Genomic DNA, 13,323 nt, shown 5'->3' on the forward strand with positions numbered 1-13,323 from the left:
AGCCCCATGACGATCGCGATCGAGACGCCGGTACCCCCGTGCGCTCATCAGCCGGAGCTGTTCGAGGACGTCGCCGCCGTGGCCAGCACCACGTCGGGCAGTGGGACGGTCGCAGCCGTCCAGGAACGCCTCGCGGTGGCCCACCGCAGCTGCGCCGGGTGTCCGATGCTCGTGGACTGCCTGTACCGGGCGGTCGTGGAGGTCGACGTCTCGGGCTTCGTGGCCTGCACCACCGAGGCCGATCGCGCCACGATCCGCCGCCAGCTCGGCATCGAGGTCACGCAACCGACCCTCGCCCCGTACGGCACGACGCGCCTGGGCAACGGGCCGGTGAGTCACGAGATGGTGGTGGCGGTCCGGCACGCGCACCCCAAGGACACGTGCCAGCAGCTGGCCGAGCGGTTGGGCTGCTCGACGTCCACCATCAAGCGGCACCTGCGCCGCGCGCGCGAGGAGGCCACCCGCGTCGAGCAGGTCTCGACCCTTCCCCAGCGACGCACGCCCTCGATCGAGGAGGTCCTCGACGCGTTCGACGCGCTCGAGACCAGCCAGTTCGCCTAGGGAACAGTCGGCGACGCCTGGCGAGGCGGTCCGTCACCGCCGCCGCGCGTGCCAGTCGAGGTGAGCCTGCTGCGTCTCGTAGGCGACGACCGCGCCGCACACCTCGCAGGCGGGAAGCCGGACTCCTCGTGAGCTGAGCTCGTACCCGGCGAGCACCGTCGCCGCGTCCATGCCGAGGAACTCCCGGAGCGTGGTGATGACTGACATGTCACCACCATGCCATCGGTGGCGCGGGATCAGGTGGACGGCAGGAAGCTGAGCCGGACGGTGCGGTCGGGGTTGTCGACGTTGGTGTCGACCAGGCACACCGACTGCCAGGTGCCCAGCGCGAGCCGGCCGGCCAGCACCGGCACCGTCATCGAGGGCGCGAGGTGCGCCGGGACGACGTGGTCGCGGCCGTGGCCCGGCGTGCCGTGCTGGTGCACCCACCGGTCGTCGCGCGGGAGCAGCTCGTCGAGCGAGGCGAGCAGGTCGTCGTCGCTGCCGACGCCGGTCTCGATGATCGCGATCCCCGCCGTGGCGTGGGGCACGAAGACGTGCAGCAGGCCGTCGGCCTCCGAGCGCACGAAGCGGGCGCACTCGGCGGTCATGTCGTGCACGACGGCGGTGCCGCCGGTGTGGACGTCGAACGTCTCGCTGCGCATGCCGCCATCGTGGCACGCACCCGGCCCCCGCAGGCTCCCCGACCCGATCACATCCGTGCAGCGAGAAGCTCATGTGCCCGAGCTCGGGCGAACCCAGAGAGGGCGGACCAACGTCAGCTCCGGCGGTGCAGGAAGGCAGCCGTGGACCCCGAGCAAAACTCGACCCGGTCACATCCGCGCAGCGAGAAGCTCATGTGCCCGAGCTCGCTGAGCACGTCACCGAGTCATGGCAACCACCGGCGGAGCTCGGTGGCGAGGCCGTCGTCGGTGACCGTGCCGGTGACGTCGTCGGCGACGGCCTTGAGCTCGTCGGACGCCTGGCCCATCGCCACGCCGCGGCCGGCCCACTGCAGCATGTCGTAGTCGTTCATCCCGTCACCGACGGCGAGCACCTCCTCGCGAGCGATGCCGAGGCGTCCGCACACGACCTCCAGGCCGGAAGCCTTGGAGACGCCCTCCGGGGCGATGTCGAGCCAGGCGGTGTAGCCGATGTTGTAGTTGACCTCCGTCAGGCCCAGGCCGTGGACGAGGTCGCCGAACGTGTCGACGTCCTTCTTGGGGGCACGGATGATGACCCGCGTCACCGGCTCGGCCACGAGCGAGTCGACGTCCTCGATGTTCACCGACCCGCTGATCTCCCACTCCGGGAACGGTGCGTTCGCGCGGTAGCCGACCCCGACCTCCTCCACGGCCACGAGCGCGTCCGGCACGTGCTCGAGCACGCGACGCACCGCCTCGGAGGCGTCGAAGGTGACGGTGTGGACGACGTCGACCGGGTGGAAGGTGTGCACCACGGCCCCGTTGCTGGCCACGGCGGTGCCCGCGGTGAGGTCGAGCTTCTGCGCGGCGTCGAGCACCCCGGGGATGGCCCGACCGGTGGAGATGACGATCTCCACGCCGGAGTCGGCGAGCTCCAGCACCGCGTCACGGACGACGCTGGTCATCTGGTTCTCCCAGTCGACGAGCGTGCCGTCGACGTCGAGGGCCGCGAGGCGGGGCCGGAAGTCGCCCCTGCTCATGCGATCGGCTCCAGGATCTCGCCGAGGTACGGGTGCAGCACGGCGGGCAGGCGCACCGATCCGTCGGCCTGCTGCCCGTTCTCCAGCAGGGCGATGATCGTGCGGGGCATGGCGCACAGGGTCCCGTTCAAGGTCGCGGCGGCGACGGTCCCCTCATCGGTCCGCAGGCGGGTGTCGAGCCGACGTGCCTGGAACTGGGTGCAGTTGGACGCCGAGGAGACCTCGCGGTACCTGCCCTGGGTGGGGATCCAGGCCTCGCAGTCGAACTTGCGGATGGCTGAGAGCCCGAGGTCGCCGGTGGCCACGTCGATGACGCGGTAGGGCAGCTCGAGGTCGTCGAGCCACTGCTTCTCCCAGCCGAGCAGCCGCTCGTGCTCGGCATGGGACTCCTCGAGCGTGGTGTAGACGAACATCTCGACCTTGTCGAACCAGTGCACCCGGAAGATGCCGCGCGTGTCCTTGCCGTAGGAGCCGGCCTCACGGCGGTAGCAGGGGCTGAAGGCGACGTACCGCTTCGGGACGTCACCCTCCAGGATCTCGTCGGAGTGATAGGCGGCCAGCGCGACCTCGGAGGTGCCGACGAGGTAGAGGTCGTCCTTCTCCAGGTGATAGACGTCGTCCGCCGCCTGCCCGAGGAAGCCCGTGCCCTCCATGGCCCTCGGCTTGACGAGCGCAGGGGTGATCATCGGCGTGAAGCCCCACTCGGCCGCCCGGCTCATCGCCAGCTGCGTGAGCGCCAGCTCCAGCTGGGCACCGACACCGGTGAGGAAGTAGAAGCGCGAGCCGCTGACCTTGACGCCTCGCTCGACGTCGAACGCACCGAGCTTCTTGCCGAGGTCGAGGTGGTCGAGCGGCTCGAAGCCCTCGGCCGCGAAGTCACGCGGTGTTCCGGCCGTCTCCAGCACGACGAAGTCGTCCTCGCCGCCCTGCGGTGCGTCGGGTGAGGTGGGGTTGGGCAGGGCCTTCAGGAGCTTCTCGAAGCGCGCTCCCGACTCGGCCTGCTCCGACTCGGCCGTCTTGACCAAGGCGCTGAGCTCCTTGGTCTGTGCCAGAAGGGCCTGCTTCTCCTCGCCCTGTGCCTTCGGGATGAGCTTGCCGAGATTCTTCTGCTCCGAGCGGGCCCGCTCGAACGTCGCGATGGCCGTGCGGCGCGCCTCGTCGGCGGCGACGAGCTCGTCGACCAGCTCGGGAGACTCCCCACGCCTCCGCTGTGCCTCGCGCAGTGACTCGGGATCGTCTCGCAGCAGCCGGGCGTCAATCACCTCGCCAGCCTAACCGGACGCGCTCGCACCCCTGGGCGGTGACCTGCCGTCCTGTCCCCGGGATCGGTGACCTGGTCGTCCTACACACGGGGCGGCGGTGGGTGAGTGGCGGAATCGGCCGCCCATCCACCACTGACTCACCGCCTCAGCCGGGGGGCGGGCCCAGGATCGCCGTGACGGCGCGGATCATCGCCGCGAGCGCCGCGTCGACCGGGCGGTCCAGGTCGTCACGCAGCAGCGACCACGCGTTCCAGCTCGTCGCCGCCACGACGGCGTCGAAGACCACGGCCCTGTCGGGGACGGCCTCCAGCTCGGCGTCGAACGTCCTCGCGACGTCGTCGAGGACCCGCTGCACGTGACCACGTCGGCTCTCGCGCAGGGTCGGGGAGTCCACCTCCATGAGGACGGCCGCTCGTGCCGCGGGGGAGATGTTCTCCAGCCGCCGTGCCCGCTCGGCGCAGAAGAGCTCGATGCGCTGGGGCAGCGAGAGCTCGGGATCGATCGAGGACCGCAGCTCGTCGTCGACCTCGAACCAGTAGTCCGTCGTGGCCTGCAGCAAGCCCTCCATGTCCCCGAACGCCGCCCACAGCGTCCGCACCGAGACACCCGCCTCCTCCGCGATCTGGGCCGCCCGCGGCCGGACGTCACCACCGCGCAGCAGCGCCGTGTGGGCCGCGACGATGGCGCGTTGCGTCCTCAGGCGCCGCTCCACCCGGCCGTCGGTCTGCGACCGGCTCAGGCTGCGGTGGCCGTGACCCGTGTTGCTCATGACCCCATCATCGTCCTCACCATCTATCTTCACTCGTAGTGACAATTGCTTGTGACCCAGATCATGCACTACGTTCCGGTGCACCGGCCATCGACGAAGGGACTCCAGTGCTGTCGGTCAAGAACGTGGAGGTCGTCTACAACGACGTCATCCTCGTCCTGCGCGGCGTCAGCCTGCAGGTCCCCCGCGGTTCCATCGTCGCGCTCCTGGGAGCCAACGGTGCCGGCAAGACGACGCTGCTGCGCGCCCTCTCCGGCCTGCTCGACGTCCACGACGGTTCGATCACCAAGGGTGAGATCACCCTCGACGACAAGCCGATCCACGGCCTCGACGCGCCCAAGATCGTGGCGGCCGGACTCGGCCAGGTGCTCGAGGGGCGTCGGGTCTTCGGCGAGTTCACCGTGGAGGAGAATCTCCGCGTCGGCGGCCACACGCGCTCGGGTGGACTGACCGGGGCCATCGACGAGGTCTACGACCTGTTCCCCATCCTGAGCGACCGTCGTCGCAAGGTCGCCGGCTACCTCTCCGGCGGCGAGCAGCAGATGCTCGCGATGGGACGCGCGCTCGTCGCCCAGCCCACCTACCTCCTGCTCGACGAGCCCAGCCTCGGCCTGGCGCCCCGGATCGTGCAGCAGATCAAGGACATCATCGTCGAGATCAACCGCCGCGGCACCACCGTGCTGCTGGTGGAGCAGAACGCCACGATGGCGCTGTCCATCGCCCAGCACGGCTACGTGATGGAGCACGGCAAGATCGTCATGGACAAGCCGGCCGCCGAGCTGCTCGCCGACGACGACATCCGCGACTTCTACCTCGGCCGCGGCGAGCTGGCCGCCTCCTACCGCGACGTCAAGCACTACAAGCGTCGGAAGCGTTGGTTGTCATGACCAACTGCACCGCCAGACTCGCTGGACACATCGACTTCTCGCGCTCCGGACATGACCAACTCGGCGTGCACGCGGACTCTCCTGCCTCGAGAGCCACCGCCGTGGGGAACCCGAACCCGTCGGTGACCCGGGAGCACAGCGGTCCCTCATCTCCCGTCGGTGGGAACCCGAGCCTGACCGTGAACCGGTGTCGCAGCGCATCCCTCAACCCAGGAGGAGCGTCATGAGTGAGCCCGTGGTCAGCCTGCGGGGGGTCGAGCTCGGCTTCGCCGGCGTCAAGGCGCTGCAGGGCGTGGACCTCGACGTCCATCCCGGTGAGCTGTTCGCCGTCATCGGCCCCAACGGGGCCGGCAAGACGTCGATCTTCAACGTCCTGTCCGGCGTCTACCAGCCACAGTCAGGCAGCGTGCAGTTCCTCGGTCGCGACATCACCGGCATGCGCCCGCACCGCATCGCCGGCCTGGGCATGGCCCGCACGTTCCAGAACATCGAGCTCTTCGAGAACCTCGACGTCGTCGACAACCTGATGCTCGGCCGCCACGCCCACCTGGGCTACGGCTGGCCCTCGGCCATCGCCCGGATCGGCAAGGCCCAGCGCGGCGAGGTCCGCAACCGGCGCCGCGTCGAGGAGATCATCGACTTCCTGGAGATCGAGGCCTACCGGATGCTGCCCGTGGGGATGCTGCCGTACGGCGTGCAGAAGCGGATCGAGCTCGGTCGGGCGCTCGCGATGGACCCCCAGCTGCTCCTGCTCGACGAGCCCGTCGCCGGGATGAACAGCGAGGAGACCGAGGACATGGCGCGCTTCATCCTCGACGTCCGCAGCGAGCTGGGCATCGCGATGATCCTCGTCGAGCACGACATGGGCCTGGTGATGGACCTCGCCGACCGCGTCATGGCGATGGACTTCGGCAAGCCCATCACCACCGGCGTGCCTGCCGACGTCCAGGACCATCCCGAGGTCATCCGCGCCTACCTCGGCGTCGGGGACGAGGAGGAGAGCGCATGACGACGCTGCCCCAGCGCATCCGCGACCGCGCGAGCGCCACCCCGACCCAGGTCGCCATGCGCGAGAAGAACCTGGGCCTGTGGGAGGAGATCACCTGGGCCGACTACTGGGAGCAGTCCACCCTCGTCGGCCACGCGCTGCTCTCCCTCGGCGTCGGCGTCGGCGATCGCGTCGCCGTGCACAGCGAGAACCGGCGCGAGTGGCTCTTCGCCGACATCGGCATCACCGCGATCCGCGCCGCCACCGTGGGCCTGTACCCGACCAACCCGGCACCCGAGGTTCTGCACGTGCTGCGTGACTCGGGCTCGTCGGTGCTCATCGCCGAGGACCAGGAACAGGTCGACAAGGCGCTGGAGGTCACGGACGACCTGCCGGGCCTGCAGCACATCGTCTACCTGGACCCGCGAGGCATCACCGGCCGCTACGACGACGACCGGCTGATGTCGTGGGAGGACTTCCTGGCCCGGGGTACCTCCCACCGCGACCAGGAGCCGGGGGCCGTCGAGGCCCTGCTGGAATCCGCGACGCCCGACGACCTCGCGACGCTCGTCTACACCTCGGGCACGACCGGGCCCCCCAAGGGCGCGATGCTCTCGATGGGCAACATCGAGTTCGTCATCGGGCACCTGAAGGAGCAGGGGGCGTTCGTCACCCCCGCTGCCAGCGAGAAGGACCTCGCGGTCAGCTACCTGCCGCTGTGCCACGTCGCGGAGCGCCTCTTCACCGTCTGGTTCAACGCCGCCTCCGGCGTGCAGGTGAACTTCGCGGAGTCCATCGACACCGTGCAGCAGGCGCTGCGCGAGATCCAGCCGACGATGCTCTTCGGCGTCCCCCGCATCTGGGAGAAGATCGTCGCCGGCGTCCACATCCGCATGAGCGGTGCCTCACGCCTCAAGCGGACCAACTTCGCACTCTGGATGAAGGTGTCGCACTGGATCGGCCGCACGCTCGTGGCCAACCAGGGCAAGCACACGCTCGCGACCCGCGCGGCCTACGCCGTCGGGTGGGTCTTCCTGTACCGGCCGCTGCGCGAGCGACTCGGGCTGTCCCGGGTCCGCTACGCCGCGTCGGGCGCCGCGCCCATCTCGCCCGAGGTGCTGGAGTTCTTCATGGGCCTGGGCCTGCCGATGCACGAGGTCTACGGGATGACCGAGAACAGCGCCATCGCGACGGCCAACATGAGCGGCCGGGTCCGCGTCGGCACCGTCGGCGAGCCCCAGGAGGGCATCGAGCTGCGCATCGACGAGGAGACCGGCGAGATCCTCACCCGCCACGCCGGCACGTTCGTCGGCTACTGGAACAACCCCGAGGCCACCGCGTCGACCATCGACGCCGACGGCTGGCTGCACACCGGCGACGTCGGTGAGTGGGTCGACGGGACGCACGTGCGCATCACCGACCGGCTCAAGGACATCATCATCACCGCCGGCGGCAAGAACATCTCCCCGAGCGAGATCGAGAACAGCCTCAAGGCCTCGCCCTACGTCAAGGAGGCCCTCGTCATCGGCGACCGCCGCAAGTACCTGACCGCGCTCATCGGCATCGAGCTCGACACCGTCGGCAACTGGGCGCAGAAGCGTCGTCTGGGCTTCACCACGTACCGCGACCTCGCCGAGAAGCCGGAGGTGCGCGAGCTCGTCCAGGGCGTGGTCGACGAGACCAACGCCAGGTTCGCCGCCGTGGAGACCATCAAGTCCTTCGCGCTCATCCCCAAGGAGCTGGACCACGACGAGGGCGAGCTCACCGCCACCCAGAAGGTGCGGCGCTCGGCCGTCACCGCCCAGTTCGAGGACGTCATCGAGTCCATGTACAGCACCACGTCGACCGGATCGGGGGGCAGCAGCTCATGAGCGACGTCCCCCAGGCCCTCGTCAACGGCTTCGGCCAGGGCTCCATCTACGCCCTGCTCGCGCTCGGCTACGTGATGATCTACAAGGCCACCAAGGTCATCAGCTTCGCCCAGCCCGCACTGATGACCGTGGGCGGTCTCTTCACCTTCCACTTCACCCGTGAGCTGGGCCTGCCCTTCTGGGTCGGCATGGGCCTGGCGATCATCTGCGGCGCTCTCGTGGGCATGCTCGTGGAGCGCCTGGCCCTGCGGCCGATGGTCGGCAAGCCGGTGTTCACCCTGGCGATCATCACCATCGGCATCGACATCGTGCTGCGCATCCTCGCCAACCGCTACATCGGCTCGCAGTCGCGGATCGTGGAGTACCCGGGCGGCAGCGAGCGCTACACGGTCCTGGGCATGTCCATCTCGCACCAGCGGGTCGGGCTCATCGCGGTCACGGCTGTCACGGTCGTCGCCCTGGCCCTGTTCTTCCGCTACTCCCGGGCCGGCCTCGCGATGCGGGCCACCGCCATCGACCAGGAGACCGCGCTCGCACAGGGCATCCGCGTCGGCGCGATCTTCGCCCTCGCCTGGGCCATCGCCGGCGGCCTGGCAGCCATCGCCGGGACCTTCGTCGCCGCGGGAGCCGCCGGCATGGACCAGAACACCTGGACGATCGCCCTCAAGGCGCTCCCGGCCATCATCATCGGCGGTCTCGACAGCGTCCCGGGTGCTGTCGTCGGTGGCCTGCTCGTGGGCATCACCGAGGCGCTCACCGCGACGTTCCAGCCGACGCTCGCACCGTGGCTGGGCACCAACTTCGCGCTGGTCGTGCCCTACGCCCTGATGTTCGTGGTGCTGCTGGTCAGACCCTATGGACTCTTCGGGACGAGAGAGGTGGAACGCGTATGAGCGAGCGCCAGCGAGCGAACAATCCAGATCACCTCATGCGACCACGGCCCTACAGTGGTTCTTCTCAGGGCGTGATCGCATGAGCGCGACGTTGCGCAGGCGCCCGATGGCGCGCACCGCCTACGGCCAGGACATGGCGCTGGTCAACACCGGCGCCAAGCGGATCGCCCTCGGGACGATCCTCCTCGCCGCGATCGCCGTGCCGTTCGGAGCCCAGGACGACATCCTGCTCATCCTGACGCTGGGCATGATCGCCGCCGTCGGCGCCATCGGGCTCAACCTCGTCACCGGCTACGCCGGACAGGTCTCGCTCGGGCACGCCTTCTTCATCGGGCTCGGCGCCTACACCGGTGCGATCCTCGGCGGGAGCCCGGACGGTCCGGTGACCGGCTACGGGCTGCCGATGTGGATCTGGCTGCCGGCGGCGGGCGTCGTCGCCGCCGTGGCCGGGCTCCTGGTGGGGCCCATCGCCGTCCGGCTGCGCGGGCTCTACCTCGCGATCGTGACGCTCGGCCTGGTCTTCATCGGCGACCACGTCTTCCGCAACGCCCGAGAGCTCACCGGTGGCTCGGGCGTCGGGCGGCGCGGCCCCGCGCTGGAGCTGTTCGGCATCGACTTCACCACGAGCGGCGTGTGGCTCGGGATGGAGCTCTCGCGCAACCAGAAGCAGTTCTTCCTCGCGCTGGCCTTCCTCGTCCTGTTCGCCGTCATCGGACGCAACATCGCTCGCTCAGGGGTCGGGCGGGCGTTCTCGGCCATCCGGGACCGCGACGTCGCGGCCGCCGTGATCGGGGTCGACCTCACCAAGTACAAGGTGATGGCCTTCGCGATGAGCTCGTTCTTCGCCGGCGTCGCGGGGGCCCTGTACTACGCGGTGGTGGGCGTCTTCGAACCCGCTGCGTTCGGGCTGCTGCTGAGCATCCAGTACCTCGCGATGATCCTGATCGGCGGCGTGGCGACGATCTCCGGAGCGATCATGGGTGCGCTGTTCATCACCGCCCTGCCCCGCATCGCCACCGAGGTCGCCCACATCCTGCCTGGGATCAGTGACTCCGCCGGCGGCGGCGGCCTGCTCACGGTGTTCCAGCTCGAGCAGATCCTCTATGGCGCACTCATCGTCGGATTCCTCGTCTTCGAGCCTCGGGGCCTGTTCGGCATCTGGTTGCGAATACGCAACTACTGGAAGGGGTGGCCCTTCTCCTACTGACCCGCCCCCGTCCGTCCACCCGAGCCGGGCACCCCTGGTGCCCACCCCTGCGGCACGAGCCCGTGCCCGTTCCACCGAAAGGAAGACCATGACCATCTCCAAGAACCTGGTGCGTGCCGGCGTGGGAGCCGCCGTCGTGGCACTCGTGCTCACCGGCTGCCGGGGATCCAGCGACGGCGACGCCGCCGCCGAGGGCATCTCCGACGAGCCCTGCCCGAGCGCCGTCAACGAGGACAACGGCTGCATCTACCTCGGCGCGATCTCCGACCTCACCAAGGGCCCGTTCGCCCCACTGGCGGTGCCGATCACCGACGCCCAGAAGGCGTTCTGGCAGCGCGTCAACGAGGACGGCGGCGTCGGTGGCTACGACGTCAACATCGAGGACAACATCGAGGACGCCGAGTACAACCCCGAGCTGCACAACCGCAAGTACCAGGAGATCCGTGAGGACATCCTGGCCCTCGGTCAGACCCTCGGCTCCTCCCAGACGCTCGCGATCCTGGACGACATGAAGTCCGACGACGTCATCGGCGTCCCGGCGTCGTGGAACTCCGCGTGGGAGTTCGAAGACCAGATCCTCGAGAGCGGTGCCAACTACTGCTTCGAGGCCATGAACGGCGTCGACTGGGCGCTGGAGAACCGCGACGGCATCGAGAAGGTTGCCGCGGTGGGCTACGACAACGACTACGGCGGAGACGCCGCAGCCGGGGTCGAGGCGGCTGCGCAGGAGAACGACCTGGAGTACGTCGAGATCAAGGCGCCCCCAGGCCAGGACCAGCAGGCCGAGACCGTCGCGTCCGTCCTGCGGGAGGAGCCCGACCTCGTGGTCATCACGACCGGACCGGCCGAGATGGCTGCCGTCGTGGGTGGCACGGCCGCGGAGGGCTTCGAGGGGCAGTTCGTCGGCTCCAGCCCGACGTGGAACCCGGCTCTGCTGGACTCCGCAGCTGCTCCGGCGTTGGAGGCGCTCTTCGCCCATGCCGGCCCCTGGGGTCCGTTCGGCACCGACACGCCGGGCCACGAGGCCATGCGTGAGGCGGTCGGGGACGTGACGCCGAACGACGGCTACACCTCCGGCTGGGCCTGGAGCTATCCGATGCTCGCGGCGCTGGAGCAGGCCGCCGAGAACGGTGAGATCACGCGCGAGTCGCTCGTCGAGGCTGCCGGAAACCTGGAGTCGGTGGACTACGAGGGCATGCTGCCCGAGGAGGCCGGCCGGACGACCGGCGAGCCCGCCGAGTCGGCGTACCGGTCGAGCGTCATCAGCACCGTCGACACCGATGCTCCGACGGGCATGTCACTGGAGCAGGACCTGACCACGGGTCCGACGGCCGAGGGGTACGACTTCTCCGAGCCGTGCTTCAGCCTGCAGTGACCTGAACGGCGACAGGGCCCGGTGAGCTTCGGCTCGCCGGGCCCTTCGTCGTCAGTCCAGCTTGTAGGTCTGCCAGACGACGCCGTTGTCGAAGGTGCGGGTGCCGGTGGCGGTCATCGGCCGCGTCGCACCGCCGGCCACGAGCGGGATGCCGTCGCCCAGCAGGACCGGGCTGATCTTGAGCACCAGCTCGTCGATCTCCGGCAGGAGGGTCGCGGCGAGCTTCCCCCCGCCGCACAGCCAGATGTCGCGCCCGTCCTCGGCCTTGAGCTCACGGATCCGTGCGACGGGGTCGGTGCGGACCAGCTCGATCGCGGGGGCCACGTCGGGCAGGCTCCGGGAGAAGACCACATGTCTCAGGTGCGGGTAGGCGTCGGGAATACCGGCGTCCAGGCCGATCTGGTGGGTGGCGCGGCCCTCCAGGACGGTGTCGAAGCGGCCCACGCCGCTGAGCCCCATCGCCTCGCGCGCCATGACGGGCAGCGTCTCGGGCAGCTCGGCGACGATGGCGTCGAGGTGCGGGCCCTGCATCGCGAAGGCGTCGAAGCCGCCGTCGACGTCGGCGATGAATCCGTCAACGCTGGTGGCGACGTAGTAGACGAGCGAACGCATGCCGGGCTCCGATCGGGTGAGGTCGGGTCGGGTCAGTGGGCGCGACGGCTGGGGAGGAGGTGGAGCGCGGCGACGACGACGGCTCCCACCACGATGCCGAAGACCGCCGAGAGCGCCGTGTTGGTCAGCCAGGCGACGAGCCCGGTCAGGACGCCGACCGTCTCGGCCACCGCCTCCTCGGCATGGTGCACGAGGTCGTAGGGCAGTGCGACGCCGAGGTCGTCCAGGCCGACCAGGAGGATGTGGCCGCCCACCCACAGCATCGCTGCGACGCCCACGATGGTGAGCGCCAGGAGCACGACCGGCATGGCGCGCACGAGAGCCGTGCCGATCCACTGCGCTGCTGCTGAAGGTCTGGCCGCGAGGGCCATCCCGGCGTCGTCGGCCTTGACGATGAGGGCCACGACGCCGTACACGAGGGCCGTGATGCCCAGCGCGACGACGACGAGGATGATCGCGCGGGACCAGAAGCCCTCGTCGGCGACCTCGTTGAGGGAGATGACCATGATCTCCGCGGACAGGATGAAGTCGGTGCGCACGGCCCCCCGGACGACCTCGTCCTCACGTTCGGGCCCCGACGTCGTGGTCGGCTCAGCAGCCTTCTCGTGCCCGGCGACCTTCTCCCAGACCTTCTCGGCTCCCTCGAAGCACAGGTACGCACCGCCGAGCATCAGCAACGGGGTGAGGATCCAGGGGACGAACTGGCTGAGCAGCAGCAGCGCCGGGACGATGAAGACCAGCTTGTTGCGGATCGACCCCGTGGCGATGCGACGGATGATGGAGAGCTCGCGCTCGGGGGCCAGGCCCTGCACGTAGCGCGGGGTCACGGCCGCGTCGTCGACGATGACACCCGCCGCCTTCGCGCTCGCTCGGCCGGCCGCGGCCGTCACGTCGTCGACCGAGGCCGCGGCGAGCCGCGTCAGGGCCGCCACGTCATCGAGCAGTGCCACCAGTCCGCCGGCCATGTGCAGGTCCCCTCGTCGTCGCTGCGATCAGGATAGGCACGCGGGCCCGGCGGCGGGCCCCATGATTCCCAGGGCGGGTCCGCAGCGTGGATGCAACACCTGATGATGTGAAGGTGTTGATGATGGTTGATAGTCGGTTTTCGCCGCGGATGCGGTTGGATCTGCAGCAGCGGATGTGGGATGTGTGGCTTTCGGGCCGGGAAATGGATGTCGCGGGGGCTGCGGTCGGCCTCGATCGCAAGTCGGTGTTCAACCGGGTCAGTCAGGCCG

Annotated in this window: 14 protein-coding genes and 1 pseudogene; 8 read left to right on the plus strand and 7 right to left on the minus strand. The window is 69.5% G+C overall.

What is annotated here, in order from left to right; genetic code table 11:
- Positions 1-6: 6 nt before the first annotated feature.
- Positions 7-561: a WhiB family transcriptional regulator gene (locus tag ACHAAC_RS09770; protein ID WP_435715941.1), complete on the plus strand. Its 555-nt coding sequence runs from the start codon at positions 7-9 to the stop codon at positions 559-561.
- Positions 562-594: 33 nt separating this feature from the next.
- On the opposite strand, the gene ACHAAC_RS09775 is transcribed toward ACHAAC_RS09770, so the two are convergent.
- The 5 genes from ACHAAC_RS09775 to ACHAAC_RS09795 all read right to left on the minus strand — a co-directional run bounded on the left by ACHAAC_RS09775 (position 595) and on the right by ACHAAC_RS09795 (position 4,255).
- Positions 595-768 carry a hypothetical protein gene (locus ACHAAC_RS09775; protein WP_435715943.1) on the minus strand — a complete coding sequence of 58 codons (174 nt, stop codon included), beginning with the start codon at positions 766-768 and terminating at the stop codon, positions 595-597.
- Between the two features lie 29 nt (positions 769-797).
- The gene (locus tag ACHAAC_RS09780; protein ID WP_435715945.1) at positions 798-1,205 is read right to left on the minus strand and encodes a YjbQ family protein; all 408 of its coding nucleotides are present in this window, start codon (positions 1,203-1,205) and stop codon (positions 798-800) included.
- 224 nt (positions 1,206-1,429) lie between these two features.
- Positions 1,430-2,224: an HAD family hydrolase gene (locus ACHAAC_RS09785; protein ID WP_435715947.1), complete on the minus strand. Its 795-nt coding sequence runs from the start codon at positions 2,222-2,224 to the stop codon at positions 1,430-1,432.
- The gene (gene serS / locus ACHAAC_RS09790; protein WP_435715949.1) at positions 2,221-3,486 is read right to left on the minus strand and encodes a serine--tRNA ligase; all 1,266 of its coding nucleotides are present in this window, start codon (positions 3,484-3,486) and stop codon (positions 2,221-2,223) included. Before serS ends, ACHAAC_RS09785 begins: the two co-directional genes overlap by 4 nt.
- 145 nt (positions 3,487-3,631) lie before the next feature.
- The gene (locus ACHAAC_RS09795; RefSeq protein ID WP_435715950.1) at positions 3,632-4,255 is read right to left on the minus strand and encodes a TetR/AcrR family transcriptional regulator; all 624 of its coding nucleotides are present in this window, start codon (positions 4,253-4,255) and stop codon (positions 3,632-3,634) included.
- Between the two features lie 107 nt (positions 4,256-4,362).
- On the opposite strand from ACHAAC_RS09795, the gene ACHAAC_RS09800 reads away from it, so the two are divergent.
- The 6 genes from ACHAAC_RS09800 (at position 4,363) to ACHAAC_RS09825 (ending at position 11,476) form a co-directional block, all read left to right on the plus strand.
- On the plus strand, positions 4,363-5,142 hold the full coding sequence (locus ACHAAC_RS09800; RefSeq protein ID WP_435715952.1) for an ABC transporter ATP-binding protein: 780 nt from the start codon (positions 4,363-4,365) through the stop codon (positions 5,140-5,142).
- 223 nt (positions 5,143-5,365) lie between these two features.
- Entirely contained in the window at positions 5,366-6,151 is a 786-nt protein-coding gene (locus ACHAAC_RS09805) for an ABC transporter ATP-binding protein (protein ID WP_435715954.1), read from the plus strand.
- Positions 6,148-8,001 carry an AMP-dependent synthetase/ligase gene (locus ACHAAC_RS09810; protein ID WP_435715955.1) on the plus strand — a complete coding sequence of 618 codons (1,854 nt, stop codon included), beginning with the start codon at positions 6,148-6,150 and terminating at the stop codon, positions 7,999-8,001. Before ACHAAC_RS09805 ends, ACHAAC_RS09810 begins: the two co-directional genes overlap by 4 nt.
- Positions 7,998-8,894 carry a branched-chain amino acid ABC transporter permease gene (locus ACHAAC_RS09815; RefSeq protein WP_435715956.1) on the plus strand — a complete coding sequence of 299 codons (897 nt, stop codon included), beginning with the start codon at positions 7,998-8,000 and terminating at the stop codon, positions 8,892-8,894. The genes ACHAAC_RS09810 and ACHAAC_RS09815 overlap by 4 nt, the downstream gene beginning before the upstream one ends.
- Before the next feature lie 79 nt (positions 8,895-8,973).
- A complete protein-coding gene (locus ACHAAC_RS09820) occupies positions 8,974-10,101 on the plus strand; it encodes a branched-chain amino acid ABC transporter permease (RefSeq protein ID WP_435715958.1) in 1,128 nt (375 codons plus the stop codon).
- A gap of 88 nt (positions 10,102-10,189) precedes the next feature.
- Positions 10,190-11,476, plus strand: a complete 1,287-nt coding sequence (locus ACHAAC_RS09825) for an ABC transporter substrate-binding protein (RefSeq protein WP_435715960.1) — start codon at positions 10,190-10,192, stop codon at positions 11,474-11,476.
- 51 nt (positions 11,477-11,527) lie between these two features.
- Here the strand turns inward: ACHAAC_RS09825 and ACHAAC_RS09830 are convergent, their stop codons facing one another.
- Both ACHAAC_RS09830 and ACHAAC_RS09835 read right to left on the minus strand, forming a co-directional pair.
- Positions 11,528-12,088 (minus strand): dihydrofolate reductase family protein, encoded by a 561-nt coding sequence (locus tag ACHAAC_RS09830; RefSeq protein ID WP_435715962.1) that lies wholly within the window; start codon positions 12,086-12,088, stop codon positions 11,528-11,530.
- A gap of 32 nt (positions 12,089-12,120) precedes the next feature.
- Positions 12,121-13,053 (minus strand): DUF808 domain-containing protein, encoded by a 933-nt coding sequence (locus ACHAAC_RS09835; protein WP_435715963.1) that lies wholly within the window; start codon positions 13,051-13,053, stop codon positions 12,121-12,123.
- 86 nt (positions 13,054-13,139) lie between these two features.
- Between ACHAAC_RS09835 and ACHAAC_RS09840 the strand changes: the two are divergent.
- Positions 13,140-13,323 (plus strand): annotated as a pseudogene (locus ACHAAC_RS09840) (hypothetical protein); the annotation flags it as partial.

This window comes from Aeromicrobium sp. CF4.19 (genome assembly GCF_051262555.1).
GTDB lineage: Bacteria > Actinomycetota > Actinomycetes > Propionibacteriales > Nocardioidaceae > Aeromicrobium.